This is a genomic window from Pontibacillus chungwhensis, from assembly GCF_030166655.1.
Lineage (GTDB): Bacteria > Bacillota > Bacilli > Bacillales > BH030062 > Pontibacillus.
The window spans coordinates 3,657,791-3,684,245 of record NZ_CP126446.1 but is presented as its reverse complement, the minus strand read 5'-3'; the positions used below and the strand labels follow the sequence as shown (position 1 = coordinate 3,684,245).

The 26,455-nt window shown below is 43.0% G+C and carries 25 protein-coding genes and 1 pseudogene; 22 read left to right on the top strand and 4 right to left on the bottom strand.

From position 1 onward, the window contains the following. Window positions 1-230: 230 nt before the first annotated feature. The 11 genes from essC (at window position 231) to QNI29_RS18770 (ending at window position 11,486) form a co-directional block, all read left to right on the top strand. The gene (gene essC / locus QNI29_RS18820) at window positions 231-4,841 is read left to right on the top strand and encodes a type VII secretion protein EssC (protein ID WP_231417863.1); all 4,611 of its coding nucleotides are present in this window, start codon (window positions 231-233) and stop codon (window positions 4,839-4,841) included. 4 nt (window positions 4,842-4,845) lie between these two features. After that, the gene (locus QNI29_RS18815; RefSeq protein WP_231417864.1) at window positions 4,846-5,094 is read left to right on the top strand and encodes a ubiquitin family protein; all 249 of its coding nucleotides are present in this window, start codon (window positions 4,846-4,848) and stop codon (window positions 5,092-5,094) included. Between the two features lie 35 nt (window positions 5,095-5,129). Further along, complete coding sequence (locus QNI29_RS18810) at window positions 5,130-5,432, top strand: WXG100 family type VII secretion target (RefSeq protein WP_231417865.1); 303 nt, start codon at window positions 5,130-5,132, stop codon at window positions 5,430-5,432. A 31-nt stretch (window positions 5,433-5,463) separates the two neighbouring features. Then, a complete protein-coding gene (locus tag QNI29_RS18805) occupies window positions 5,464-5,766 on the top strand; it encodes a pore-forming ESAT-6 family protein (protein WP_231417866.1) in 303 nt (100 codons plus the stop codon). 150 nt (window positions 5,767-5,916) lie between these two features. Beyond that, window positions 5,917-6,207: a hypothetical protein gene (locus tag QNI29_RS18800; protein WP_231417867.1), complete on the top strand. Its 291-nt coding sequence runs from the start codon at window positions 5,917-5,919 to the stop codon at window positions 6,205-6,207. Between the two features lie 21 nt (window positions 6,208-6,228). Further along, a complete protein-coding gene (locus QNI29_RS18795) occupies window positions 6,229-7,632 on the top strand; it encodes a hypothetical protein (RefSeq protein WP_231417868.1) in 1,404 nt (467 codons plus the stop codon). Then, on the top strand, window positions 7,629-7,886 hold the full coding sequence (locus tag QNI29_RS18790; RefSeq protein WP_231417869.1) for a hypothetical protein: 258 nt from the start codon (window positions 7,629-7,631) through the stop codon (window positions 7,884-7,886). The genes QNI29_RS18795 and QNI29_RS18790 overlap by 4 nt, the downstream gene beginning before the upstream one ends. Before the next feature lie 20 nt (window positions 7,887-7,906). Continuing rightward, complete coding sequence (locus QNI29_RS18785; protein WP_231417870.1) at window positions 7,907-8,230, top strand: DUF4176 domain-containing protein; 324 nt, start codon at window positions 7,907-7,909, stop codon at window positions 8,228-8,230. Between the two features lie 46 nt (window positions 8,231-8,276). Continuing rightward, complete coding sequence (locus QNI29_RS18780; RefSeq protein WP_231417871.1) at window positions 8,277-8,591, top strand: hypothetical protein; 315 nt, start codon at window positions 8,277-8,279, stop codon at window positions 8,589-8,591. A 322-nt stretch (window positions 8,592-8,913) separates the two neighbouring features. Then, on the top strand, window positions 8,914-11,130 hold the full coding sequence (katG, locus tag QNI29_RS18775; RefSeq protein WP_231417872.1) for a catalase/peroxidase HPI: 2,217 nt from the start codon (window positions 8,914-8,916) through the stop codon (window positions 11,128-11,130). Between the two features lie 83 nt (window positions 11,131-11,213). After that, window positions 11,214-11,486 (top strand): hypothetical protein, encoded by a 273-nt coding sequence (locus QNI29_RS18770; protein WP_231417873.1) that lies wholly within the window; start codon window positions 11,214-11,216, stop codon window positions 11,484-11,486. 205 nt (window positions 11,487-11,691) lie between these two features. Here QNI29_RS18770 and QNI29_RS18765 read toward each other — a convergent pair whose 3' ends face one another. Beyond that, window positions 11,692-11,952 carry a hypothetical protein gene (locus QNI29_RS18765; protein WP_231417874.1) on the bottom strand — a complete coding sequence of 87 codons (261 nt, stop codon included), beginning with the start codon at window positions 11,950-11,952 and terminating at the stop codon, window positions 11,692-11,694. A gap of 220 nt (window positions 11,953-12,172) precedes the next feature. On the opposite strand from QNI29_RS18765, the gene QNI29_RS18760 reads away from it, so the two are divergent. From QNI29_RS18760 to QNI29_RS18735, 7 genes and pseudogenes are all read left to right on the top strand, one after another. Then, window positions 12,173-13,609, top strand: coding sequence for a restriction endonuclease (locus QNI29_RS18760; protein WP_231417875.1), 1,437 nt, complete (start codon window positions 12,173-12,175; stop codon window positions 13,607-13,609). A gap of 249 nt (window positions 13,610-13,858) precedes the next feature. Next, window positions 13,859-14,059 carry a cold-shock protein gene (locus QNI29_RS18755; protein WP_231417876.1) on the top strand — a complete coding sequence of 67 codons (201 nt, stop codon included), beginning with the start codon at window positions 13,859-13,861 and terminating at the stop codon, window positions 14,057-14,059. A 180-nt stretch (window positions 14,060-14,239) separates the two neighbouring features. Further along, a pseudogene (locus QNI29_RS18750) lies at window positions 14,240-15,927 on the top strand (IS1182 family transposase). 757 nt (window positions 15,928-16,684) lie between these two features. After that, window positions 16,685-18,214 carry a YifB family Mg chelatase-like AAA ATPase gene (locus QNI29_RS18745; RefSeq protein WP_231417978.1) on the top strand — a complete coding sequence of 510 codons (1,530 nt, stop codon included), beginning with the start codon at window positions 16,685-16,687 and terminating at the stop codon, window positions 18,212-18,214. A gap of 55 nt (window positions 18,215-18,269) precedes the next feature. After that, on the top strand, window positions 18,270-18,533 hold the full coding sequence (locus QNI29_RS21150; protein ID WP_354665916.1) for a DUF4160 domain-containing protein: 264 nt from the start codon (window positions 18,270-18,272) through the stop codon (window positions 18,531-18,533). Window positions 18,534-18,548: 15 nt separating this feature from the next. After that, complete coding sequence (locus QNI29_RS18740; RefSeq protein ID WP_231417877.1) at window positions 18,549-18,848, top strand: DUF2442 domain-containing protein; 300 nt, start codon at window positions 18,549-18,551, stop codon at window positions 18,846-18,848. Window positions 18,849-19,104: 256 nt separating this feature from the next. Then, window positions 19,105-19,647, top strand: a complete 543-nt coding sequence (locus QNI29_RS18735; RefSeq protein ID WP_231417878.1) for a 3-dehydroquinate synthase II domain-containing protein — start codon at window positions 19,105-19,107, stop codon at window positions 19,645-19,647. A 148-nt stretch (window positions 19,648-19,795) separates the two neighbouring features. On the opposite strand, the gene QNI29_RS18730 is transcribed toward QNI29_RS18735, so the two are convergent. Then, window positions 19,796-21,394 carry an amidohydrolase gene (locus QNI29_RS18730; protein WP_231417879.1) on the bottom strand — a complete coding sequence of 533 codons (1,599 nt, stop codon included), beginning with the start codon at window positions 21,392-21,394 and terminating at the stop codon, window positions 19,796-19,798. Between the two features lie 399 nt (window positions 21,395-21,793). Between QNI29_RS18730 and QNI29_RS18725 the strand changes: the two genes are divergently transcribed. Then, entirely contained in the window at window positions 21,794-22,528 is a 735-nt protein-coding gene (locus tag QNI29_RS18725) for a hypothetical protein (RefSeq protein WP_231417880.1), read from the top strand. Between the two features lie 63 nt (window positions 22,529-22,591). Here the strand turns inward: QNI29_RS18725 and QNI29_RS18720 are convergent, their stop codons facing one another. Beyond that, on the bottom strand, window positions 22,592-23,737 hold the full coding sequence (locus QNI29_RS18720; RefSeq protein WP_231417881.1) for an amidohydrolase: 1,146 nt from the start codon (window positions 23,735-23,737) through the stop codon (window positions 22,592-22,594). A 252-nt stretch (window positions 23,738-23,989) separates the two neighbouring features. Between QNI29_RS18720 and QNI29_RS18715 the strand changes: the two genes are divergently transcribed. From QNI29_RS18715 to QNI29_RS18705, 3 genes are all read left to right on the top strand, one after another. Further along, a complete protein-coding gene (locus tag QNI29_RS18715; protein WP_231417882.1) occupies window positions 23,990-24,148 on the top strand; it encodes a hypothetical protein in 159 nt (52 codons plus the stop codon). Window positions 24,149-24,314: 166 nt separating this feature from the next. Further along, window positions 24,315-24,686 carry a YbaN family protein gene (locus QNI29_RS18710; protein WP_231417883.1) on the top strand — a complete coding sequence of 124 codons (372 nt, stop codon included), beginning with the start codon at window positions 24,315-24,317 and terminating at the stop codon, window positions 24,684-24,686. A gap of 395 nt (window positions 24,687-25,081) precedes the next feature. Further along, window positions 25,082-25,861 carry an SDR family oxidoreductase gene (locus tag QNI29_RS18705; RefSeq protein WP_231417884.1) on the top strand — a complete coding sequence of 260 codons (780 nt, stop codon included), beginning with the start codon at window positions 25,082-25,084 and terminating at the stop codon, window positions 25,859-25,861. Window positions 25,862-25,961: 100 nt separating this feature from the next. Here the strand turns inward: QNI29_RS18705 and QNI29_RS18700 are convergent, their stop codons facing one another. After that, window positions 25,962-26,138: an SE1832 family protein gene (locus QNI29_RS18700; protein ID WP_231417885.1), complete on the bottom strand. Its 177-nt coding sequence runs from the start codon at window positions 26,136-26,138 to the stop codon at window positions 25,962-25,964. Window positions 26,139-26,455: the final 317 nt, after the last annotated feature.

Sequence of the window (26,455 nt, the reverse complement as noted above, 5' to 3'; positions counted from 1 at the left end):
ATCTTTTTTAAAAGTTAGCACTATTATTATACTAATACTATAAATTAGGTGCAAAGAGGCGTTGATAAGTATTATTTTTACATGTAAACCCTTACACGAATGTGGGTGATTGAAAAAATCCTAAATTATATATAAAAATAATAATATTCCATTCAATGAAATGATTGGATGTAGTATAATCTTCATGGTACGAAAGGGCGTTTGATAGAAAACAGAATAGGAGGAAGGAAATGCAATTATCCTTACTTAAAGGAAATGACCTATTCTCACTTGTATTGCCTGATAAGCCCAAAGGTCAATACTGGATGAGGCATAGAAATGAGAACGGATATGAGGAGAATGTCATATCTGTGGAAGGCGTGGGAGGACAATGGATTGTTAAGTCCAATACGAAAGCCTATATCCTCGATGAATCCAACCAAAAAGTAAAAGAAAGAATCATTACCTCTTCACAGGTCTACAAAGTTTATCTACCAAACATAGATGAAACCGTCTTGTTATATTGTGAACCGGTTACAGAAGATCGAAGAGCCTTTACAAAGTTTAAGCTCCCCTCTAACGGACAGCTCATAATAGGGCGCGCTGCGGATTGTGGCATTCAATTCTCCAATCCCTACGTTTCTTCTAAACATATGAGGCTTGTTATACATAATCAACAAATCACTCTCTATAACTTAAGTCAATCCAATGGCACCTATGTAAATGGGCGTAAAGTAGAACAGAAAGAACTCGCACCAGGGGACATGCTGTATGTCATTGGGTTAAAGATCATTGTCGGAAATGGCTTTATGGCCATCAACAATCCAGATGGAGCGGTGACGATCCAGGATCAACAACTACAACATTTTCAAAAACCATCGATCGTTGAGACAGAAGAGGAAATAGAAGATCATGATGCATCGGTTCTTAAGACATTCTATCGTTCTCCGAGGTTTAAACGGGAGGTAGAGAAGAAAGAGTGGAAGATAGATCCCCCACCTTCCAAGGAGAACATTGAAGAAACCCCGTTAATTCTCATGCTAGGCCCGTCGCTGACTATGGGGATGGCTTCCTTATTTACAGGAGCCTTTGCCGTTTATTACGCGATGAATAGTGGTGGGGATATGATGTTTGCCATCCCTACGCTCTTGATGTCCTTAAGTATGTTGCTTGGCACCGTGTTGTTCCCGGTTCTCACAAGAAGAAATGATCGGTTGAAGAAAGAAGATAGAGAACAACTGCGGCAAGAGAAATACAAAGACTATCTCAATCACATACGCTCAAGTATTGCGGATGAGACGGCGTATCAGCAGGAGATCATGCTTGAGAACGCCGTGGATGTAGAGGAGAGTACAGAGCGAATTCGGAACTTAGCGAGTAACCTGTGGGAGAGGACGAAAGAGCAGAACGACTTCCTGAAGATGCGTTTAGGTCTTGGAGACGTACCATTAGCGCTCGATCTGAACTACCAGAAGAAGAAGTTCACACTAGAGGACGATAACCTAGAAGAAGCCTTATACAGTCTAGCGGAAGAACCGAAGAGACTGAAAGAAGTTCCGATTACCATGTCGCTTATAGAAGACAGAGCGAGCGGGATGATCGGCGAACGTCAGGACGTTATCAATCTGGCTAAGAGCATGATCCTGCAACTGACAAGTTTACATAGTTACGAAGAAGTAAGGCTCGTATTTTTATACGATAAGAAGGAACAAGAGCAGTGGGGGTTTGCGAAATGGCTTCCTCATGTATGGGCTAAGGACGAAGGGATTCGCTTCCTCGCAACAGATGCAAACGAAGTGAAAGAGATTTCTGCTTATATGGAGAAAGAATTAGCAAAGCGTGAGGCGATGACAAACGATGATGAACGACATGGAGTGACGCCTCATTACGTGGTCTTTGCTATTGATAAGCAGTTAGCTTCTAAGGCAGAGTTCATTAAAACGATTCTCATGCAGAGGAAGAACTACGGCTTTAGTGTCGTTCATTTGTATGACGAGCTGATCCGTTTGCCGAAAGAGTGTACGCTTGTTGTTGATCTAGAAGACAAAGAAGCTAAGGTGTATGACAAGAACGAAAGTACGGGGGCATATGTCACCTTCAACCCTGAATATTACCAAAAAGGCGATGAGCAAGAGCTAGCTATGCAATTAAGCAACATTCAGCTCGACTCTTCAACATCGGATTACCAATTCCCGTCTATGCTGACATTCCTTGAAATGTTTGAGGTCGGCAAGATTGAACATTTAAATGCATTAACCCGTTGGAAGGAAAACGATCCAACGATCACACTCGAGGCACCAGTGGGCGTCGATACAAATGGAGAACTCTTTCATTTAGACTTACACGAGAAATTCCACGGCCCTCATGGACTTGTTGCAGGAATGACCGGTTCAGGTAAAAGTGAGTTCATTATGGCGTATATCATGTCCCTTGCTGTCAATTACCATCCGGATGAAGTCGCTTTTATCTTGATTGATTACAAAGGGGGCGGAATGGCTCATACCTTTAGTGAACTTCCGCACGTAGCAGGTGTCATCACGAACTTAGACGGACCGGCGGTGAAGCGTTCGTTGATCTCGATCCAAAGTGAGTTAAAGCGAAGGCAAGCTATCTTCAACGAAGCAAGTGATCGTGTAGGTGAAAGTAATATTGATATCTACAAGTATCAAAAACTATACCGAGAAGGAAAAGTGACGGAGCCCGTTCAACACCTCTTCATCATTTCCGATGAGTTCGCTGAACTGAAAACGCAAGAGCCAGAATTTATGGAACAATTAATTAGTGCTGCGCGTATTGGTCGAAGCTTAGGCGTTCACCTCATTCTGGCTACGCAGAAGCCTTCAGGCGTCGTGGATGATCAGATCTGGAGTAACAGTCGCTTCCGGGTCTCCCTTAAAGTCCAGGAGAAAGCGGACAGTATGGACGTCATCAAACGACCGGATGCAGCAGAGCTGACGACAACGGGACGCTTTTACTTACAGGTTGGCTTCAACGAACTGTTTGAAATGGGTCAATCCGCATGGGGTGGGGCACCATATTTCCCTTCAGAACGAAGCGAAACAGAGAAGGATGAAAGCATCACCGTCATAGACAACTTAGGCCGAGAAATGAAGTCTGTGAAATTAGATAAGCGACAAGGACTGAACATAAACCCGCCGAAGCAAATCGATGAAATTACGAAGTATTTATCTACAATTGCAGCAGAAGAAGAGATTCGCGTAAGGCAAATCTGGCTTGATCCAATCCCTGCTCTTATTTATGTCGATGAGATCTCAGGAAAATACAATCTACCAAAACCGGTGAAGGGACATATTCAACCAATCATTGGGGAAGTGGATCATCCGGCGAACCAAGAGCAACTGCCTATGACCTTCCCATTAACTCGTGAAGGAAATGCCATTATTTACGGTTCAGGCGGAAGCGGGAAGACGACTTTCTTAACCACACTTATCTATCAAATGATAGAGAATCATTCACCAAATGAAGTGAACATGTACATACTCGATTACGGAGCAGAGACGCTCAAATCATTTGAGAAAGCCCCTCACGTGGGTGATGTCTTGTTGTCTGGTGAAGAAGAGAAGACGCATAACCTGATTAAGATGCTCTATGATGAAATCGATCGTAGGAAGAAGCGATTCGCGGATTATGGTGGCGATTACCATTCTTATGTGAAAGCAACTAAAGAAGAATTCCCAGTCATCACCGTCTTCATTCATAATTACGCAGGGTTTGCTGAAACGTATGAAGCTCAAGAAGAAGCGATCGCCTACTTAACACGGGAAGGTACGAAATACGGCATCTACTTCATCCTGACTGCTTCGAATACCGGTGCTGTTCGCTTCCGTTTATTACAGAACTTCAAGCAACTCTTTGTCTTGCAGCTAAATGATGAGGCCGATTACTCAGGCGTCCTCGGAAACGTAAATGGGGTCTATCCTACAAAGCATAAAGGACGTGGGATCTTTAAATCGGAGCACGTATATGAATTCCAAGTGGCTCACGTGTTCAAAGATGAGGAGAATACGTTGCAGAACATAAGAAAGTATTGTGATAAGGTCGCTCGAAAGTGGAGCGGAACTAAAGCGAGACGCGTTCCGATTTTACCAGATGAGGTCACAGCTTCCTATCTAGCAGAAGCGGGGCATCAAGCCCGGGGCAGGATCCTTCCGGTCGGAATTGAGAAGCAAAGTTTACAGGCTGGTTATGGTGACTTCGACCGCTACATCAATCTCGTAACCGGTCAAAGTGTGGAGGATGCTAAGTTCATGCAAGGGCTCACACAAGTTATCGCTTCAAAGGGTGATGGTGAAGTACTTGTGATGGATCCGGATCATGTATATGAAAACGGCGCTAGAGAGATCTACCGATATATGCATTCTAGTGAAGAATTGGAATCTGTTGTTGTAGAACTCTTTAACATGTTGGTTTCAAGAAACAATACGTACAAAGACGCTCTAGCCCAAGGGGAACAACCTCCAAGTTTTGATCAAGTGACCTGTATGATTCATTCCCTATCTTCTTTAATAGAGAAGTTATCTGAAGATGCGAAAGATAAACTCCAAGTCTTACTGGAAAAAGGGGAGAAGGAATACAATGTATCCTTCATCATCTGTGACTCGATTGAGAAGATTAACGCACTATCCTTTGAGCCTTGGTTCAAGTCGAAAGTGTCTTTGAGTGATGGCCTTTGGATGGGGAACGGAATTGCTGATCAATTTAAGTTGAAAATCAAGACTTCCAATCAAAGTTACCAAGAGCTTGAAGATGGATTTGGTTACATCGTCCACAAAGGGAAGCTCACTCTAGTGAAGCTTGTATCTTCTGAAACAAGCGAAGCAGAAACATTCTTGGGGGTGTAAGGTGATGGAGAAAATAGTAGTAGAAATTCGGATACCTGTTCTGAGCCAAACCTATGATGTGTACATCCCATTAACGAACAAAGTGCATGAATTAGAAATGCTACTGAAGGGTGCATTTAAAGACTTATCAGATGGCGCTTTCACACCATCTGGCAACACCGTGTTATGTGACGACAAAGGTAACGTGCTGGATGGTAACAGAACAGCTTTGGAGCTAGGTTTGAAAAATGGCTCCAAGCTATTGTTCATATAAACCGATTGTCATGAATATAAGGGGGAGTTAGGACTATGGCAAGAAAGATTGTAGTAGACCCAGAGAAACTCGAGCTTACAGCACAGAAGATTGATGCACAAGCTCAAGATTACGAGAAGCAATACCAGCAGCTCTTTAATGAAGTAGATGGTATGGGAGCCGCATGGAAAGGGGCGGACAACGAAGCCTACGTTGCCCAGATTAAAGGCTTCATGGATGACTTTCAGAAAATGCGCAAATTAATGCTTGATTACTCTGAGTTCCTTAAACTTAGTGCGAAGACCTATCGCCAAACTCAGACAGAAACGATCAACGCAGCCAAACGCTTATCGAACTAATATCTTTTAACTTTTAGAGGAGGTGGCGGACATGTCTGTTGAAGGTATTCATATTTCCCTTGGGGAAGTCCAAAAGACAGCAGGTTCCATCCGTACCATTAATCAAAACTTAGCGCTACGCTTAGAAGAAATCCAAAAAGAAATGAACAACCTTTCTAGTACGTGGCAAAGTGATGCATCTGAAACAATCAGAGCGAATTTCAACGCTCTAGCTCCGAAGTTCGAAACCTACCGAGAAGTCGTTGATTCATATGCGAAATTCTTAGACAACACGGTCACGAACTATGAAGCGGCAGAGACGAGTATTAATAGTAATGCACAAGCGTTTAAGTAATTTCTAATTGGAAGGTAAAAGAGGTGCCACAAGCCCCCTTTTACCTATCCATTTTAATCATGTTAAGCGATTGGATCCGAACTTTCGGGTCCAACCGCTTAACATGAATAAAGGATAACGCCTTTAATTGGCAAGGAAGGATGGGGTGAGATGGGAATTAACGTTTATGAAGCTCGATCGCAGGCAAATCAACTTGGCCAATATGCCAATTCCTTACGAGATGTCAAAAATAGATTGGAGCACTATCAATCTAGTATAAATGACAGTTGGAAATCAGAAGAAATGATCTACGTGAATAGAGCGATTCAACAGATTAATAGCGAATTGAATAGCATCACTTCAACTCTCTATAGTCTGGAACATAAAGTTGATTCAGCCGCCTATCAAATAAAGTGTGAAGAAGAAGCACGTGCGGCAGCATTGTCTAGAAAAAATGATTAACAGTTGTAGGAGGTACATCAGTTGGCAATGAACATTAGTATTCATGCAGTAAGAGGGAATATAGGTAGTTTATCTAAGAGCAGTTCTGAAGTATCTCATGCATCGAATGACATCGACCGTGTCCGTGGTCAAATTAGCTGGAACATCCGTGCACGCAATGGGATTAATGATCACTTACAGAGGGTTTCTACAGACTTAAATAGAGTTGAAGCAAAATTAAAAAGGATAGAAACATTTGTACATGATGCAATGAATCGCTACTCTTACGCAGAAGATGAAGTAGTAAAGTTAGCAGAAAAGACGAGGTTCAATCATTATAAAAGCCAACATGTCTGTGAGATTGTCCCAAGAGCTGTGGAAGAAGAGGATAATCGTTTCAAAAACCTCTTACATGATACCTCGGATGTGGTCGGGGCTGCCTGGAGTAGCTCAACAGACTTTGTTTCAAATTCTTGGACGGATGCTACCAATGTTTTGAACAATTCTTGGGATTCAACGAAAGATTATTCCGGAGGAGTGTGGCATGATACCTCTAATTTCATGGAGAATGCTTGGGGTAAATCTACAGACTTTGTTCAAGAGGGGTGGGATAGAGCAAGTGACCTAGCTGGGGGTGCATGGACCTCCACGACAAAATTAGTGGATGATACGTGGCACAACACTCAAAATATTATGGGCGCGGCTTGGAATTCTACCACTACTATTGCTGATGAAAGTTGGGAGAAGGCTAGTGGTGTGGCTGAATCTGCTTGGACAAAGTCTTCACGCTTTGTGAAAACTGCATATGAAGATACAAAAGACGTTCTCAATACAACTTGGGATGTTTCAAGAGCATTTGTGAAAGATGCATACCATCAAACTGCTGATGTGATGGAAACTGCATGGGATGCTACTGTCCATCATTTTAAGTCAGTAGAATGGAAAGAAGTTGGCTCGGCAGTTATCACGATAACTGATGGGGCATTTGAATTAGCCTTTGGCACAGAAATTATCGCTGCATCTATAACGGCAGCAGTATCCTCGGCGGGTGCAGCCACACCTCTAGCCATTGCTGGTGGTGTAGGTGGGGGGTATCTAGCTTTAGATGGTGCCAATAAAATAGCAAGCGGCTTCACTAAAATGGTTGATGATCTTTTTGTGAATCCAGGAAAAGATGACTGGGTTGATATACCAAATATCATTGAAGAAGGTCACAAAGACATTTGGGGAGACGATAAAGGTAGCAAGATTTACACTGCCGAGCAGATCGGAATTGGCTTTGTAAGTGCTGGATCATTGGCGAAGAAAGCACCAGAACTGATTGATGATGGTGTTAAGGGGATTAGTTCACTCTTATTTCAAAAAGGATTCGACTCCTATCAATTTGGAGATAATGTGTATTCTTTAGCTCAGCCAAATAAAGATGAATCGGAGGAGAAGCAATGAATTACATTAAAGAACGATTTAAATATCTCCTAGTACCGCTTATTCTTGGAGCTATTATAGGCGGGATAAACACGCAGAGCTTACTTTTAGGGATGTCGGTAGGCATATCCATGTCATTGATAATAGGCAATATTTTGTTCTACATAATAAATCAAGGAAAGAATTGGGTAGAAGCTGCCATTAAATCTTTTAAATATATACTAGCATCTTCTGTTCTAGGGATGATCTTTAGTGTGATTTATACAAATATATAAAATGAAAGGAGGTTAATCATATGCATGAAGAAATTTTACCAATCGGTTCTATAGTAAAGCTAGAAGGCGGAAATAAAAAGCTTATGATATACGGCCGTAAGCAACGTATGAAAAATAGCGGTGAGGTGTTTGACTATCTAGGGTGCCCATATCCTGAAGGGTACATAAGCTTAGAGTATTCCTTCGTATTTAATCACGTACAAATTAAAGAGATTGTTTTCCGCGGCCTTATTAACGGAGAAGAAGAAGAGTTTGTCAGTAATGTGTTGAGTCAAGTAGAAGATGAAGGATCAAGTGAACCCGTACCAAAAAAGAAAGGTTTTTCAGAGAAGAGTTTTATTTAATAAAAATCTAAGAGCTCCTATGGGTTGTTGAAAGGGGGTGAAATCTATGGACAAAGGAAACATGATCAAAACTGCTTTACTTGGTAGTACAAGCAGTCACAAGTTGGACTCATATCCAGTTTTAAAAATTATTAAGGCAGTTTTTACATACTTATCTTTAGCAGTCCTAGTAATTGGAACTCTAGCTGCTTTGGTTAATCTATTCACAGGTAAATTCTTATTATTTCTTGTTACTTTAATCGTTACCTTCATCGGTTGGGGAACAATCAAGATCTATGCAGAGTTTATTCAATTAGCCGTTGATATCGCAGATAATACGAGAAGAACAGCTGAAGTCGTTGAAAGACAGCGAGTTTCATAATTTAAAGAGAGAAGCACGGGAGCGGTTCCCGTGCTTCTCTTTATTTGCGGGACAAGGGGACAGGTACCCGTCCCTAAATAGCTTTTAAGAACCCCCCTATTGATCAAACGTTTGATCAATAGGGGTTTTTCGCTTGGGAAAAGAGGTACAGGTCCCTCGTCCCGCGGGACAACGGACCTGCTCCTGTTTTGGATCAAAGACTTTTCTTTTATAAAAAAATCTGAAGGGTAAGGGTTCAAACTTTCAATTTATGCGTTTATTTATTATAATTATAATCTAATAACGTATTTAATTTTTTCACAAATAGGGAGGAGTCTTATTTATGACCAATAATGAAATGGAACATAGCCAGGCAGAAGGGTGCCCGTTTTCTCACGGTGGACAGGTGAAGCAGGAAGAAACAAGTGCAATTACTCCGATCAAAGTCGGGACGAAGAACAAGGATTGGTGGCCGAATCAGCTGAACTTGGACATTCTGCACCAGCACGACAGAAAGCCTAACCCTATGGGAGAAGACTTCGATTACCGAGAAGAGTTCCAGAAGCTCGATTTCAAGGCGGTTAAGGAAGATTTGAAAAAAGTCATGAAGGACAGTCAGGACTGGTGGCCTGCCGATTATGGACACTATGGACCGCTTTTCATCCGCATGTCCTGGCACGCGGCTGGTACATACCGTACCGCAGATGGCCGTGGAGGGGGCTCTACAGGTCAGCAGCGCTTCGCTCCACTAAACAGCTGGCCGGATAACGGGAACTTAGACAAGGCGCGTCGCCTGCTTTGGCCGGTCAAACAAAAGTACGGCAATAAACTATCCTGGGCAGACTTGCTTGTCCTAGCTGGTAACGTTGCGCTAGAAGATATGGGCCTTGAAACAGTCGGTTTCGGCGGAGGACGTGAAGATGTTTGGCACCCGGAACACGACATCTACTGGGGCAGCGAAACGGAATGGTTAGGCAATGACCGTTATGAGGAAGGTCGTCAGCTTGAGCAGCCGCTTGCTGCCGTGCAGATGGGTCTGATCTATGTAAACCCTGAAGGTCCAGACGGTAACCCAGATCCCCTTCTGAGTGCGAAAGACATTCGGGACACGTTCGGTCGAATGGGGATGAACGATGAGGAAACCGTTGCTCTGACAGCTGGTGGTCACACGTTTGGTAAAACCCACGGTGCAGGGGATCCTGTCGCTCACGTCGGTGCTTCACCGGAAGCGGCGGACATCGAAGAACAAGGTTTTGGCTGGATGAGTACGCATGGAAGCGGAAAAGGCCGCGATGCAATCACAAGTGGAATTCACGGCGCGTGGACGCCGACCCCAACGAAATGGGATATGAGTTACTTTGACCTTTTATTCGGCTACGAGTGGGAGCTGACGAAGAGTCCGGCCGGCGCTTATCAATGGAAGGCTGTCGACCTGAAAGAAGAACACATGGTACCGGACCCTGAAGATCCTTCTAAAAATGAAGAGCCGATGATGATGACAGCGGACTTAGCGCTACGTGAAGATCCGGTTTACGAAGAGATCTCCCGTCGCTTCCACCAGCGACCAGAAGAATTTGCCGAGGCGTTTGCAAAAGCTTGGTTCAAGCTGCTTCACCGTGACATGGGACCGAAATCTCGCTATCTAGGCCCGGAAGTACCGAAAGAAGACTTTATCTGGCAGGACCCGATTCCAGACGTTGATTACAAGCTAACAGATTCAGAGATTGAAGACTTAAAAGCCAGAATCCTCGGCTCTGAACTGACGGTAAGTGAACTAGTCAAAACCGCATGGGCTGCAGCTAGCACGTACCGCCAGTCTGACAAGCGTGGTGGTGCAAACGGAGGACGCATTCGTCTATCTCCCCAGCGTAACTGGGAAGTCAACGAGCCGGAAAAGCTTGAAAAGGTTCTATCGATCTATGAGAACATCCAAAAAGAATTCGAGAAGAACGTCAGCCTTGCTGATTTGATCGTGCTTGGTGGATCAGCAGCGGTTGAAAAAGCGGCTAAAGCTGCTGGTGTTGAAGTGAAGGTTCCATTCACGCAAGGCCGCGGGGACGCGACAGAAGACATGACAGATGAAGAGAGCTTCGAATTCCTAGAGCCAATGGCCGATGGATTCCGAAACTATGAGAAGAAAGAATATACACTAAGCCCAGAAGAGATTCTTGTCGATAAATCTCAACTACTTGGCCTGACGGCGCCTGAGATGACGGTTCTCGTCGGAGGGATGCGCGTGCTCGGTGCCAACTATGGTCATAAGAAGCATGGTATCTTCACGGATAACGTTGGGACCCTCTCAAACGATTTCTTCGTGAACCTATTAGACATGGGTACGAAATGGGAGCCGGTTGATTACAACGAATACGAAGGCCGCGACCGTAATAACGGTGAGCTACTTTACACGGCGTCCCGCGTCGACCTTGTCTTCGGCTCAAACTCTATTCTTCGCTCCTATGCAGAAGTGTATGCGCAAGCCGACAACCAAGAGAAGTTTGTGCGTGACTTTGTAGATGCATGGGTGAAAGTGATGGACGCCGATCGCTTTGATGTAAAATAAGGTTGAAGGGGAGCATCTCAAAGGGATGCTTCTCTTTTTTGTGACATTATAAGAAAGCAGGGGAGATGTTGTTTAAAAATTATTTGGATTTTAATAGCAAGCTGTTGCCACTATATGTTTTATTCTTGATGGCTTTTGCTTTGGGGATCGCCTTAACCGGTGAAAAAGATGGCTTTCTCATTCACATGCTAGTCATCATTCCTCAATTCTGGTTCTACTCCATCACTCCAAACCTATGGCTTTTATATAAGAAGAGAGGGGACGAGGGTAATCTTAAAGGGTTTCTGAAAATGATGATCTGTATCCCCATTCCTTACATCATAATCGCTATTCTTATTAGAATCTTCTACCTTTAATAGGCACAAGGAAATACAGGGGCGGATCTGGTACTTCCTTAAAAGATATCTCTGTGCCGCTTAAAAGAATCATCCATGCCAAAAGGTCACTGAGTGCCCTGATCTTTGACCATTTAAGGCTATTTTTTTAGTAAAACGGCAGAGAGAACCCAGCGGAGGTTGCGGATTGGGTACAATGTTATCCTCCCGTCCCGATTGTGTTTCACTAACGCGCTTCAACTCTATCTTTCTTCACCCAATACCACCTTTGCATTCCGATAACGAGACCCACGGTGTATGAAAAGATGGCGTTATATACTCCTCCGCCGTCACCAGTTAAGTCGGGGAAAAAGAAATCGCCTATTGTAGAGAAGACAAAGCATATGGTTCCTACCAATAGGACGCCATGTAGAAAAATGACATTGAACTTACTATCATTTTCGAAATTAGTTTTGGGATAGTCTTTTTTATGTTTTGAGTTATTCAACAACTGCTCCTCCTTATTTAAGTTTCCAGGGTGAAGGGGAAGTTCTTCTTTTTAGTTTAACTTATATTAGGGTGGAAAAACGACCTGTCCCAAACTTGATTCATTGTTTATAGTAAGAGATAGAACGATATCCTCCTCTTCTGAAAAGAGGTATATGTTGAGGAAAGGGATCGTACGAAGAACATACATCTATGATGGATATACAGCGAGGAGATGGGCCATGTTTGCCTATGTGAAAGAGGCACTAGAAGCAGTAAAAGCAAGAGAAGAAAATGTAAAAGTTCTTCATCAGACCGAAAAAAGAATGAATCAACTAACGAAGAAGAATGAAGCATTATCGAATCAAATTGAAATGCGAAACGAACAAATAGAGGAATTAGATAGGAACATCGCGAGAAAAGAGTCTGAAATCCATGAACTGAATGAGAAAATGGCTCTCATGCACAAAGAAATTCATAAGACCAAACAAGAAAAATATGATGTAAACAGTCAGCTTCGGCTGGCTCAGAGTAAGTTAGAGAAAGTAGAAGAGGAATGGAAGAAACATGAGGAGAAAAAGGAACAGTATGAGAGAAGTACTTGTGAAAGAAAAGTAGCTTTAACGAATCTTGTACGGGGGCTTAGCCAATATGCTATAGGTTTACAGGAGATAAACTCCATCCCTATAGAAAGTGAAGCGTTTGAGCTTGAACTTATGGAGCTTAACGAACTTCATGAGAGGTTGATGGAGAATTTTGTGTCTAAGTATTTACCTCAATGCGTAAACCTCATTATTCCAGATGTGTTTAAGGAACTATTAAACTACATAGATGCCAAACCGTTCACTCAAAGCTATTGGCTCCCGGAGAATGTTACATATGCCCCGGCTGTCCATTCGATGATCTCCTTTTATCATAATCATTTAACCGCGCTCATTGACCTGCTATCTAAGCGAGGACTTGTGGTAAGAGGGAACGAAGAAGCGTTTCTTGAAGTGATGAAGCTGATCGTTTTAGAAGTGAACTATGAACGGTTAAGGGATGATTTCTTCTTAATGGAAGAGCGTATTCAGGAAAGTGACCCACTCGATCATGTTCTTCATGTGTATATTCAAAGTCTAGGAGAAGAGGAAGTGCGCTCTTTTTCTAACTTAGGTTTTCTTGTAGAATTTTTGAAAAGAAAACGCTACGGGAATTACGAAAAAGAACTGCTGATTGAAGATGATCTCTTAAATGAAGCCCAAGCAAACTATAAAGCTATGAAGTTGGAGCGAGATTTAATGAGGGATAAAGAAACAACACAAAGTCCTCCTCTGATGACCATGGAAGCCATTAACGAAATGAATGGATTGGAGTTCGAGGAATTCTTGGTTAGCTTATTATCTAAATTAGGTTTTCGTTCTTCTCCTACTAAGAATTCAGGAGATCAAGGCGTGGATATCCTAGCTCGAAAAAATGACCGTGTCTACGCAATCCAAGCGAAACGATACGCTAGTTCAGTCGGGAACAAAGCGGTTCAGGAAGTGGTATCAGGTAAAGAATATTATCATGCAGACGCCACATGGGTGATTACCAATAATACCTTTACACCGGCGGCTCTTGCGTTGGCTGAACGGACGGAAACGACGCTTTGGGATGGTCATAAGTTGGAGGCCGTGCTTGAGGTTTATAATATGTGAATGAGGGCTGGGCCGCGGGCCAGGGGGACAGGTCCCTCGTCCCGCGGGCCTATGAACCTGACCCCTTGTCCCACTTCTTGGTAAAGTGAATCTGAGCACGATTATTCATATCGTTTGTTCCAAAGCTATGATATAGTTGTAATTAACTAATTGTTGTTCGGAATAATAAACCTGAGAATTTGATTCATCTTAAGAAATTGTTAGAGCAAGAATGGTAATATTCGTGCAAAAGCACGTGGAGGAATTTAAATGAATAACGGTACAGTAAAATGGTTTAACGCAGACAAAGGTTTCGGATTTATTGAAGTAGAAGGTGGAGACGATGTATTCGTTCACTTCTCTGCAATTCAAGAAGAAGGCTTCAAAACGCTAGAAGAAGGCCAAGCTGTTTCTTTCGATACAGAAGAAGGAAGCCGCGGACCACAAGCAGCTAACGTTGTGAAAAAATAAATCATTTTAAAAAGAGGCTGGGACAAAACCCAGTAAATTAAACTAAAAGTGGCCCCCACGAACAAGACTTTGTTCGTGGGGGCCACTCTATTTATGTTTATGCTTGGTTTTTAATAAACAATAAGGACATCCTCTGATAGAATTAAAGTAACCACACAATAACCAACCGGAGGTGCCCTTATGTTTAAACAGTATAACATGGATCAAGTGGTTTTGCCTTTAGATTTAGAAATGAAACTTCAAGAAAATGATATTGCCTTCACCGTTCACGATATGGTAGAACAAATCCCGGATGAAGCGTTCGCTAGTTTTTTACGCCATACAGGTTGTCCAGCCTATCACCCACGCATGATGATGAAAGTGATTTTGTGTGCCTACTCTCAGTCTGTTTTTTCTGGAAGAAAAATCGAAGCTCTTCTCCAGGACAGTGTGCGTATGATGTGGTTGGCTCAAGGGTATGAACCGAGCTATCGAACCATTAATCGATTCCGGGTCCATCCAGAAGTTAAAGAGCTCCTTCGTCAGTGTTTTGTCCAGTTTCGTTGTCAGTTAGTTCAAGAAGAATTGATTGATGATGAGGCGATTTTAATGGGACCAAGATTGAAGCTAACGCGAATAAGTTTACGTTTGTTTGGCGTAAAGCCGTTGAAAAATACAGTGCCGCACTCATTGAAAAATCAAACCAACTATACAATGAATTATTAAAAGACGAAATTATACCTGAGATCGAACAAGAAAGCTCGGACGAACTTTCCACCGAAGAGCTTTCTTTCATAGCTGAAAAGTTGGAAGAAAAAGTCGATGAGTTGAATGATAAGATTGAGGCAAGTGAGGATGTAAGCGAAAGGAAACACCTTCGCTCAGAGCGTAAACAACCAAAACAATCTCTTAAAAAGTTCAAGGACTTTGCCGCACGCAAACAAAAATATCAAAACGACATGGAAGTGTTTGGAGAACGCAACAGTTACTCAAAGACAGACCATGATGCCACGTTTATGCGAATGAAAGACGATTATATGAAGAACGGACAACTGAAGCCAGGTTACAATGTGCAGATTGCGACAGAAGGGCAATTTACGCTCGCTTACGATAGTTTCCCAAATCCAACAGATACACGCACCTTCAAACCCTTTCTTGATTACATCGAGAACGAATACTTTGACCTTCCGGAATACGTCGTGGCTGACGCCAGTTATGGAAATGAAGAAAATTATGAGGATATCCTAGAAAATCGCGAGCGTACGCCTCTCATTACTTACAATACCTATCGCAAAGAGAAGAAAAAGAGCTTTAAGAAGAATTCTTTCCACTCAGCTAATTGGGAATATAATGAGGAAGACGATTCGTTCACATGCCCAAATGGAAAACGATTGACGTTCCAATATCAATCCCACCGAACGGATCGAGGTGGCTTTACAAGGGATTTCAAAGTATACGAATGTGAAGACTGTTCTGGTTGCCCTCTCCGCGCTCAGTGTACCAAGGCGAAAGAAGGAAACAACCGGAAAATTTATTATAATGAAAAATGGGAACAACAAAAGGATATGGTTAAAGAGAAGCTTTCGGACGAGAAAACGGGTGAAATCTACGGGAAACGTAAAATAGACGTGGAACCAGTTTTTGGATTCTTGAAGGCTAATTTGCATTTCACTCGAATGTCCGTTAGAGGCAACGAGAATGTTCATAATGAATTAGGATTTGCGTTCATGGCAGTGAACTTAAGAAAGTACAATGCCATGAACGGAAATAAACCCATAGATTATAGAAGTAAACCTAAGAAAAAAGGTTCCAATCATCAAAAAAACGATGATTGGAACCTTTTTAATTATCTGAGACTAGTTTTGGCCCAGCCTCTTTTTTTGTTTTAGCGGGAAACGGGGACAGGTCCCTTGCCCCGTGGGACTATGAACCTGTCCACGTTTCCCATTATCAACCGAATAGTAATTCCCCGGTCATTATAAACCAGATATTCTCTAGTCCTGCTCCCAAAATGAATGCAGTCACAAACGCAATGATGGACAAGATGACTTTGCTTTTTGTTTTGATAGTTCTAAATGGTTTATATATGTGCTCTATTTGACTTATAAATGGAATAACAATAAGTGCAACAACAAGGATCGAAATGAGATCACTTTTAGTGAACGGTGAGCTAATGTAATCGTTTAAAAAGACATTTGAAATGATTAAAAAGCTGAAGATACAGGTTTGAAATAAAAAGAAATAGATTTTTTTCATGAATTTGCTCCAATTTTTTGGGAAACGGGGACAGGTCCCTCGTCCCACGAAGAGTATATCATAAACTTTGAAGCATGAGGGCGGTCCCTGTGCTTCTTTTTTTGTTCGGAAGGGAAGAGGTTGTGCAAATACGGAATTACTTAAATTCTCATTTTGACTTAAGGATCTCTCGTTCATTTTCAACTTTCACTAGAGAGAAATTCAAATGTGTCCAGATTATACCAAGTTAAATCTAAATAACTCCTATTCGCCTTGGCAAATGGAAAGGAGTAAACTATCCATAATACAATCATAAGGAAGAACGAGATTACGGTATATTTGCAAAGTTTGACACTATTGATCAAACGTTTGATCAATAGAGAAGCAGGATGTACATACGGAGGTGAAAAGGTGGCAGTAGCGATTCAAAGCATTGGCCTAAAAGGAATTGAAGGCTATCCCGTCACAGTAGAAGTTGAGAAACTAAACGGCGTGGAGTCGGTGGTCGTAGTTGGACTACCCGGCGCTGCGGTGAAAGAGTCTAAAGAACGAGTGCTAGCTGCTTTAAAAGGATATGGGGTAAACTTTTTCGACCGGAGGGTAATTGTGAATTTGTCACCGGCTGAGGAGAAAAAGCACGGTCCGATGTTTGACGTGGCGATGGCGATAGGAATTCTTAAATGTTTCGGTACGCTTAGGAGCGAGATTGCAGACGATACAGCGTTTATCGGATCTTTGTCGTTAACAGGCAAAGTTCAGTCGATCAGAGGCATTCTTCCTGCCATCATGTCCGCCAAGAAACTGGGGATCAAGCGCCTGTTTGTTCCCTATGACTGCAGTATACCGATTCAAGAAATTGAAGGATTGGAGATTGTGTACGTCGAGTATTTGAGGGAACTTGTGGGTCATTTATCCGGTAGCGGCGCAATGCCTTCTATGAAGCCTAAGGAGAGGATAGTGGTGGCCCCTCCTTCTTTTGACGGGGTTGATTTCAAAGAAGTCATAGGTCGGGAGAAGGCAAAGCGTGCCCTTGAGATTGCGGCTGCGGGCGGCCATAATGTGATGATGGTCGGTCCGCCTGGGTGCGGGAAGAGCTTGTTGGCTGAGAGTTTCCCGTCTATTATGCCGAAATTAGAACTAGAGTCACAGCTTGAAAATGTTAGTTTATATGAGCTCGCCAACACCTCTATGTCCTCCCTTGGAAAACCACCCTTCCGTGCTCCTCACCATTCAGCCTCTGCTGTTTCCATTATAGGAGGAGGTGCAAATCCCGCCCCTGGTGAAATTTCGCTCGCCAATCACGGCGTCCTCTTTTTAGATGAATTAGCCGAATTTCCAAAGAAAACACTCGATATGTTACGTCAGCCCCTCGAGTCTGGGCGAGTAACGATCAGCCGAGCTCAAGCGACTGTGACTTACCCAGCAAAATTTCTGCTTTTATCTGCCATGAACCCTTGCCCATGCGGCTACCTTGGAGCCACCACCCATTATTGTACCTGTTCCCCAAGAACCATTCAGGCTTACCAAAACAAAGTATCTGGCCCTGTGCAGGATCGGATCGATATTATTCTTCATTTAGCCCCGGTGAATCTTCAGAAGGAACGAAAAGAAGAGGTTCCTAGTTCTTCTGAGATTCAAAGGCGTGTTCAAGCAGCCAGGGACCTTCAGTATAAAAGGCACGGAAAAGTATGTTGTAATGCGGACCTTTCTGTTGAAGAAGTGCGTACAAAAATTCATTTAACTGAGGACCAGAAACGATTTCTTCAAAATCGTGCGGTCAAAGAGAATTGGAGTAACCGGCTCCAGATGAAAATGTACCGGCTAGCCAGGACGATATCTGATCTGAAGGGGGAAGAAACCGTGTCAAATGAGGCTTTATGGGAAGCGGTTAGTTTGAGGAGGGGGACTAGCGGGCTGATTAAGAAGAAGGTGATTAGGTAAGGAGATTTGTGGAGTAAGTTTTATAAATAAAATGAAGTAAAGCAGGGATGAATGTATGTCAACCATAACTCATTTTGGAGGGATTACAATACATTTATACTATAATGATCACGATCCCCCTCATTTTCATGTTAATTATTCAGGAATATTGACTAGAATAGAAATAAATACAGGTGAGTATTTAAAGGGAGACATTCCTATACCTCGAGTAAAGGAGAAGGAGGTATTAAATTGGCTCGACAATCATAAGGATGATATGATGAAGGCATGGAAGGCGTGTAGAAATAACCAAGTGCCTGATAAAATACCACCCTTATAATAGGAGGTGTTTTCTGTGATTCTTATTCATAAGGCAGTACCGGTCCCTGAATTAGATGGTTGGTTGCTCTTGGATTTTTCAGATGGATCTAAAAAATTTGTGGATATCAAGCCACTTATGGAAGGTGTACTCGAAAAACTAAAAGAACCAGAGTTTTTCCGCCAAGTCTTCGTAGATCCTGATTTAAAGACGGTCACATGGCCGGGGGAATTAGATTTAGACCCGGATCAGCTGTTTAAAGAAGGCATTGATATGAAAGAAGTTAAGAAGCTATTTGAACTAGCTCAAGATAGAAATTTATTAGAAAGAGCTTAACAGAAGCGTGGGGAAATTCCTATGCTTCTTTTTTTGATGAGGTATTGTTTTGAGGGGAGCTGGCAACAGACACAGAGCATCTTTTCTCAAAGTTCCTAACGAGATGATAGACTGAGGTGTATAGGAAGAGTCAGTGCTTTTTTAATATTTAATGGAGGGAAAGACATGGTAGAGGTTCTTCTGTTTCCCCTCTTTTGAATGATAGAGGGCGGACCTCGTTGAGTGTTATAAAAAGCCATATAAAAGGAGTACGTAAATGCAGAAACAAACGGCGTATTATAAAGTAACAAAGATCGTAGAAGTAGGAGAAGGTATGAGGGTATGTTTAGATTTCGCTGATATTTTGGCCCCATCAGAAGGTCTATTCGTAGGCAACACCGGGCATGGATATGTGCACATTCTCTCGGAGAACCGGGAAACAGGGGATTATCCAGCAAGACCCTTCAGAATTAACTGTGGAGCCTTTCATCAGTATTTGCATCAAGGAGATCGAACACTTTATCTTCATGAAATCAATCCTGGTGAGGCAATTAAGCTTTTTGACCTTGAAGAAGAACGAGAGCGGTACGTCGGGCGAGTCAAGATTGAGAAGCGACCTTTCATCAGGGTTGAGTGTGAAACCGGTGACGGCACGATCTCTGCTACTCTTCAGAACTCTTCAAGTGTGTTTATTCGTGAGGAAAGTGAAGGGGAACTCTCTGTTCAGGATTTAGCCGTTGGGCATCGCATTTTATGTCTTCCTGACCAACCTGGACGCCATTTGGGTGAGAGGATTGAGGGGACTATTTTTGAGAGGTAGGGCTGGGGAACGATCCTCCCTTAATATAGACAAAAAAAACCTTCTTGATCAAACGTTTGATCAAGAAGGTTTTTTTATGGTCACAGGTGTGGGACACGGTACCAGGTCCCCAGGCCCGCGGGACAATGAACCTGTCCCTCCTGTCCCGTTAAACCCGGTAGATACTTTCACCTTCCTTAATCGTCTCTAAAACCTGAATATCACGTATAGAAAAAGGATCAACCTTCAAAGGATTCTGATCTAACACAACCAAGTCAGCCAGTTTCCCTTCCGTAATACTCCCTTTCTCATCTTCCTCACGATATTGATAAGCAGCATTAATCGTCACAGCTTGCAGGGCTTCATATACACTCACACGCTCCTCAGGCCCAATCGATGCACCGGATCTTGTCTGGCGGTTCACGGCACACCAGATTGTATGAAGCATGTCAGGCTTGAGGACAGGGGGATCCTGGTGGAAGTTCACACACAAACCGCGGTCCAAAGCGGAGCGGGCCGGGCTGATGCGACGTCCTCGTTGGTCCCCTAGATTCTTCAGGTGCACATCTCCCCAATAGTACGTATGAGCCATAAAGATCGATGGGATCATCCGAATACGTGCCATCTGATCAAGTTGATCATTCCGTACAGTCTGACAGTGAATCATGACTGGGCGGAGGTCATTTTTATCAGAACGGTCGGATGCTTCTAAAGCTTTTTCGTATGATGTAAGAAGCTGATCTGCAGCCGCATCCCCGTTACAATGGGTTAAGAGTTGAGCGCCGTCTTCTATGGCTTCGGTCGTATAAGCTTTTACCTGCTCATCGGTATACCACGGATATCCTCGGTAACTCTCTTCTCCTTCGTAAGGCTCTGTAAGCCAGGCCGTTTTCCCTTGAGGGCTTCCGTCGAGAAAGATTTTGTAGCCACCGATTTTAAAGCGGTTCTGATAAACTTTCGCAAAGTCGGGATTCTCCTTCATGATGTCCCGACCGCCCCCTTCCATAGTAGGGTAAGAAACGACGTCAATCTGAAGTTTCTCCTCTTGAGCCAGTGCTTGAAATAGCTGCACGGTTTGCCTGGAGCTAGCACCGTCCTGAACCGTTGTAATACCGTTCCGGATATAGACGTCCTGGCCTTGTTTGGCAATCTTAAAGTAATCGAGATTTCTACCAGAAAAGGTCTTCTGAACGGGTTTCATCGCTCCTTCTTCTAAGTAACCGTTCGGCTCACGGCTGCCTTCAATCCGTCCGATCGTTCCTCCATCTTCATCTGGAGTATCCTGACCAATTCCGGCTAAATCTAGGATTCTATCATTGCCGCATCCCATATGCCCGGAAGCATGTAAGATAAAAATAGGGGACTCAGTTGAGACCGCATTTAGAATCTCCTTCGTCGGATGCTGTTGTTCTTCTAACCGTGTGGGGTCATAACCAAATCCGATTACAGGTGAGTTCGAATCGTGATGGTTTTCTGTCATATAAGTTTCTAACGTTTCTTGTATCTCTTTAAAATTCGTACACTCGCTAAGGTTGGCCATCTGCTCAACCGGTCCAACGAATGAAATGTGCCCATGTGGATCGATAAAGGAAGGCATTAGTGTCTTCCCTTCTAGGTCGATCCGTTGAACGCCTTCGCTCGCTTGTGCTTCAAGCTCAAGCTTCGATCCTTTCTGTTGAATCTTCCCATCTCTCACTAAAACAGCTTCTACTTCTTCATTTTCCTGCTCCATCGTAATAATGTCGCCACCGTAGTATAAAGTTTCCATGTTATCTCTCCTAACTCTAGTTCATCTGGGTGTTTGTTGTGTCATTCTCACTAGAGGTCAGACAGAGCCATTCAACAAGAAAGGTTCTGTTGGCCGTTTGGGAACGTATCCCGTAATGGTAATTATTAAATGCGGTGAATGAAAGTTTTACCAATCTATTCAGGGCATTCGAGTAGCTTACCATTTATTCTGAGTTGTTTACTAGGTCATAAAGTCTTAAGGATCGGTTCCTATAAAGGGTGAAGAGAGTAGGTCTTTTGGGTGAAGTCGTTGTAATTTAATCTGTCTTCCTATATTAGAAAAGGCGACTGGATGATTCGTGTAAAAATTTGAAAATGAAGGGCAAGGGCCGTACCTGTTATACTATATGAATCGAAGTCTTTAGAAGGAGGGGCCTATATGAGCAAACCTGAAAAGATCAATTATTTTGACCGCGAACGAATAACAAGACATGAAAAACTTCAGCGTGCGAAAGAGCTATACATTGATTTCTTAGAACAAGATCATCATACGAAATTCGGCTCATTTAGCCCTGCAGCGAACAAATTTATCTTGGAAACATTTCAGAAGTATCATCCAAAGGAATTGGCTGCCTTTCGGAAATACGTGGGCATTAGGAAGAAGTCGGTTACGAAAACGAAGAAACCTGCATCAGGAAGAAAGAAGAGTAACCAAAACCTCCACGCCTTCGCTCAATTAGGGGTTCGTTTTGAATCCAAAGTGAAAGAAGTGCTGCTTATGATTAACCAGCATAAAGCAATCGATTTTCAAGTGTCGATCCCTGTGAAAGGACATGACTCCAACACACATTTTCTTCGTCCTGATATCGTTATCAATGATGATATTTGGATCGATTGCAAACTTTCTATTGATAGCAATATTAAAGAGACTGCATTAAAGTACGAGGGGCATTGTCGTTTGCTAGAATTTTATCTACTAATTGATGATGACATTGAATATGGTGTACACGAAGAATCGGGTCAGATTGTTCGTTCCATTTGGAATGTTATTGAGAGAGGGAGAAGGCGCTTAGGCGAAGAATTAACCGAGCATTATAGGAAAGAGTTTAATCAATTAAAAGAAGAGTATTTGATGTTAAAGGGAGAAACTACTGCAAATGAGACAAGCAGATAGGTACCGATAAATCAAAAAGAGGCGCTTAACTAATTTAGTTAAACGCCTCTAATTTATTGAGATCTAACCTAACGAATAAACCTCTTCCCCATCAACAAACGTCTTCAACACATAACTACTACCATCAAACGGATCCTCATTCCAAATCACAACATCCGCATCTTTCCCTACTTCTAAAGACCCGACGCGCTCCTCGACACCTAAATGCTTAGCCGCATTAACCGTAATGGCTTTCCATGCATCCTTTTCCTCTAACCCATGATTTCTGGCCTGAATAGCACTCATGCGCAAGTACTCAATGCCAACGACAGGGTGATCGGTTGTGATCGATATAGACACACCTGCCTGGTTCAGGATGCCTGCTGTTTCCCATCCTTTATCGCTTAATTCTACCTTTGAGCGCGTGGACATGGTCGGTCCGACGGCTGCTGGGAAGTTGAATTGGGCAATGTAATCTGGGATTTGATGACCTTCTGTGCAATGCTCGATACTGATGTTTAGATCGAACTCCTTCGCCAGTCTAAGAAGAGTCACAATATCATCCGCACGGTGCGCGTGGGCGCGAAGGGGGATCTCTTTGTTTAGAACTTTGACTAAGTTTTCAAGTCCTAGGTTGTCCTCCACGTTCTCTCCGCGCTCGAGCTTTTCTTTGTATTGCTGTGCTTTTCTCAACTGCTGGCGGAACATCGCTGCGATTCCCATACGAGTGACGGGCGCTCGGCCTTTTGTCCCATGAAGGCGTTTCGGGTTCTCACCGAAAGCAGCTTTCATGCCAGAAGGACTACGAAGCACCATCTCATCGACGACGGACCCGCTTGTCTTAAGCGTCACCATCTCACCGCCGATCACATTCGCGCTGCCTGGCAACACTTGAACCGTTGTAACGCCAGCTTTTCGTGCATCTTCAAATCCTTTATCACGAGGATTAATCCCATCAAGTGCACGAATTTCCGGCGTAATAGGGCTGCTTGTTTCGTTAAAATCTTGCCCCGGTTGGCCGATCCCTTCCTCATGTACTCCCAGGTGCGTGTGTACATCAATAAGGCCTGGTGTGATATAGTGGCCGGTTGCATCGATCACTTGTTCAGGCTCCTCGTTTAGCGTTACCTCTCCAATTTGCTTTACTTTTCCATCTTTAATGAGTACGCTCGCATTTGTAAGGGTTTCGCCGTTTCCTACGATGATTGTGCCGTTTTTAATTAACCTCATTATGATCACCTCTGAAAGATTATGTATAATTTCTTGCTTTTTTAACTGAAAATTTATACTATTAACAAATTTCATCTTTGATACTATATGAGATGGATAGAGATGTAAAGGAGCGGGGCTGGGACATGAGGGACAGGTTCCTTGTCCCGCGGGCCTAGGGACCTGACCCCTTGTCCCGGATCATTGATCTTAACTCATAATAGAATGTATACTACATAGATGGACAAGAGAAAGAGATCAAAGGAGTATTTTATGGACGATCAACAAAAGCAAGGCGCGCTGAAGGCTCAGGATGAAATGCTTGAGATAGCCGATCGATTATTTCAGGAAGGAAAGTCAGAACAGGAAGTACGGAAGGCTCTTTCTGATTATCTAGATCGAAAGCGTGCTGAGGCGCGGAATAATAAATAATGGGAAGAGGGGACAGGTTCCTCGTCCCGCGGGACAATGAACCTGTCCCTCCTGTCCCGATCTAATTTCATTACAACCGAGCTCATTTATCGTACAATTTATATGGGTTAATGAATACAAATTGAAAGATACACCATATAGTTGGATGAAATAAAAGGTGATAATCATGAAAAAGCTCAAAAATCTCCTGTTTGCCTTATTAGGCATACTCTCACTCGGCATTGGCATTGCGGGGACAATTCTGCCTGTACTGCCGGGCGGCCCTTTTTATTTATTTGCGGCATTTTGTTTCTCGAAAAGTTCTAAGCGGGTGGAAAACTGGTTTAAAAACACAACGGTCTATCAGAAGTATGTCTTAGCTTTTCTTCAGAAGAAGGGTATGAAGAAAAAAGAGAAGATTCGGATTAACATTATTGCGGATACGTTTATCGTAGCTTCGCTCTTTTTTGTAGATATTTTGCTGGTTCAGATCTTGATTGTGGCGCTTGCTTTGTATAAGCATTATTACTTCATTTATAAGATTGAGACAATTAAGTAGTGTTTGGAATAAAGAAGAAGGGTACTCGAACGAAACGTTTGAGTACCCTTTTTGCGTCCGAAGATTGGATTGTGAACGAGTTTACCCCTCTCTCCTTTTGACCAAGCTAATAGTAAAAGATTGAGAGGAGTGGGTTCGAATGCATGAAGAAGAGAATTTCTTTAAGGGTTTCATGTGGGCGATGGCCCTTAGTCTTCCGGTGTGGGGCGTTATTATCGGAGTGGTTAGTGTGCTGGTTTTTTGATAGATTTCCAGGGACCAGGGGGACAGGTTCCTCGTCCCGTGGGACAATGAACCTGTCCCTCTGGTCCACTTGCATGTGAGCGTTTTGAGAGGGAACGTCAGGGGAATATAGTCCTAGATTACGATACCCTCCAAAGAAAGGAAGATGCTCGATGCTAAAGTTAAGGGAAAAAGTTGTTCTCATCACGGGTGCAGGATCAGGTCTCGGAGAAGCGACAGCGATCCAGGTTGCGAGAGAAGGGGCTAAACTATCATTAGTAGATGTGAATGGGGAGTCTCTCGAGAAGGTCAAGAAGCGTGTGCAGGAAGTGGCTGAAACAGAGATTCTTCTCATTACCGCGGATGTTTCGGATGAAGAGGCTGTTAAGAACTATGTCCATAAAACGAAGGAACACTTTGGTCGAATTGACGGGTTCTTTAATAATGCTGGCATTGAAGGGAAACAGAATCTTACTGAAGATTATGGATCAGACGAATTTCATAAAGTCGTCGGCATCAACTTAAATGGAGTCTTTTATGGAATGAAATATGTTCTTGAGGTCATGAAAGAACAAGGCTCTGGCTCTATTGTAAATACAGCCTCAGTTGGTGGAATTCGTGGAGTTGGAAACCAGTCTGGATATGCTGCAAGTAAACATGGCGTAGTTGGACTCACCCGAAATTCTGGAGTGGAGTATGGTCAATATGGTGTAAGCATTAAAGCCATTGCACCAGGTGCGATCATGACACCAATGGTAGAAGGTTCTCTTAAACAACTCGGCGGTGATCAATGGGAAGAAGCAGGAGAGGAATTTGTTAAATCCAATCCTATGAAGCGCTTTGGAAAGCCGGAAGAGGTAGGGAATCTAGTATCCTTCTTACTCTCAGATGAAGCACAGTTTATCAACGCAGCTGTCATCCCGATTGATGGCGGGCAGTCTTATCAATATTAAGTAACCAGTTCCTCAGGTTCGAACCTAAAAAAGCAGAAGTCCACCTAAGGACTTCTGCTTTTTATTGATCAAACGTTTGATCAATAGCTTCCATGTCTCTTTATACCTTGGCAAGCTGGTCGTTTAAGCTCGCCAGTTCTTCTTCTAACCTTACCAGTTGCTTCTCAACATTTTCCGTTCTTCCACCGATCGATTCCATCTTTTCTAAATCGCCTTGAAGACGAACGTAATCGGATTTTACTGCGGCGATTTGGTCTTCTATTTCTTTCTTTGTCATAAGTTTGAACTCCCTTTCCCTTTGTATCTGTTGGACCCATTACTTTCCTACAGTATAAAATAAATCTCTTCTCTTGAAAATGGAGACCGCTTGAGTAGGGGCTAGGGCGTTCTGTGACCTTACGACGATAGAAGCGCATTGAAAGGTAATAGATTGAGTGAATCTATTACCTTTTGGGTAGTTGCAACGCTAAAAAGGTAACAGATCAACTTCCTCTATGACCTTTTAGAGCTTAACTCTAGATGAAAAGTCACTGATGGATGCTTTCTGTTACTTTTTAATGCTATAACTCTACTAAAACGTCAGAGAGAGCAGGA

What these genes read in the sequence shown, in the direction of transcription:
- QNI29_RS18760 (WP_231417875.1), top strand. Translation starts at nt 12,173, where the DNA reads ATGTTTGCCTATGTGAAAGAGGCACTAGAAGCAGTAAAAGCAAGAGAA.
- QNI29_RS18810 (WP_231417865.1), top strand. Translation starts at nt 5,130, where the DNA reads ATGGCAAGAAAGATTGTAGTAGACCCAGAGAAACTCGAGCTTACAGCA.
- QNI29_RS18725 (WP_231417880.1), top strand. Translation starts at nt 21,794, where the DNA reads ATGAGCAAACCTGAAAAGATCAATTATTTTGACCGCGAACGAATAACA.
- QNI29_RS18705 (WP_231417884.1), top strand. Translation starts at nt 25,082, where the DNA reads ATGCTAAAGTTAAGGGAAAAAGTTGTTCTCATCACGGGTGCAGGATCA.
- QNI29_RS18710 (WP_231417883.1), top strand. Translation starts at nt 24,315, where the DNA reads ATGAAAAAGCTCAAAAATCTCCTGTTTGCCTTATTAGGCATACTCTCA.
- QNI29_RS18780 (WP_231417871.1), top strand. Translation starts at nt 8,277, where the DNA reads ATGGACAAAGGAAACATGATCAAAACTGCTTTACTTGGTAGTACAAGC.
- katG (WP_231417872.1), top strand. Translation starts at nt 8,914, where the DNA reads ATGACCAATAATGAAATGGAACATAGCCAGGCAGAAGGGTGCCCGTTT.
- essC (WP_231417863.1), top strand. Translation starts at nt 231, where the DNA reads ATGCAATTATCCTTACTTAAAGGAAATGACCTATTCTCACTTGTATTG.
- QNI29_RS21150 (WP_354665916.1), top strand. Translation starts at nt 18,270, where the DNA reads ATGTCAACCATAACTCATTTTGGAGGGATTACAATACATTTATACTAT.
- QNI29_RS18805 (WP_231417866.1), top strand. Translation starts at nt 5,464, where the DNA reads ATGTCTGTTGAAGGTATTCATATTTCCCTTGGGGAAGTCCAAAAGACA.
- QNI29_RS18720 (WP_231417881.1), bottom strand. Translation starts at nt 23,737, where the DNA reads ATGAGGTTAATTAAAAACGGCACAATCATCGTAGGAAACGGCGAAACC.
- QNI29_RS18755 (WP_231417876.1), top strand. Translation starts at nt 13,859, where the DNA reads ATGAATAACGGTACAGTAAAATGGTTTAACGCAGACAAAGGTTTCGGA.
- QNI29_RS18790 (WP_231417869.1), top strand. Translation starts at nt 7,629, where the DNA reads ATGAATTACATTAAAGAACGATTTAAATATCTCCTAGTACCGCTTATT.
- QNI29_RS18730 (WP_231417879.1), bottom strand. Translation starts at nt 21,394, where the DNA reads ATGGAAACTTTATACTACGGTGGCGACATTATTACGATGGAGCAGGAA.
- QNI29_RS18815 (WP_231417864.1), top strand. Translation starts at nt 4,846, where the DNA reads ATGGAGAAAATAGTAGTAGAAATTCGGATACCTGTTCTGAGCCAAACC.
- QNI29_RS18700 (WP_231417885.1), bottom strand. Translation starts at nt 26,138, where the DNA reads ATGACAAAGAAAGAAATAGAAGACCAAATCGCCGCAGTAAAATCCGAT.
- QNI29_RS18800 (WP_231417867.1), top strand. Translation starts at nt 5,917, where the DNA reads ATGGGAATTAACGTTTATGAAGCTCGATCGCAGGCAAATCAACTTGGC.
- QNI29_RS18735 (WP_231417878.1), top strand. Translation starts at nt 19,105, where the DNA reads ATGCAGAAACAAACGGCGTATTATAAAGTAACAAAGATCGTAGAAGTA.
- QNI29_RS18785 (WP_231417870.1), top strand. Translation starts at nt 7,907, where the DNA reads ATGCATGAAGAAATTTTACCAATCGGTTCTATAGTAAAGCTAGAAGGC.
- QNI29_RS18715 (WP_231417882.1), top strand. Translation starts at nt 23,990, where the DNA reads ATGGACGATCAACAAAAGCAAGGCGCGCTGAAGGCTCAGGATGAAATG.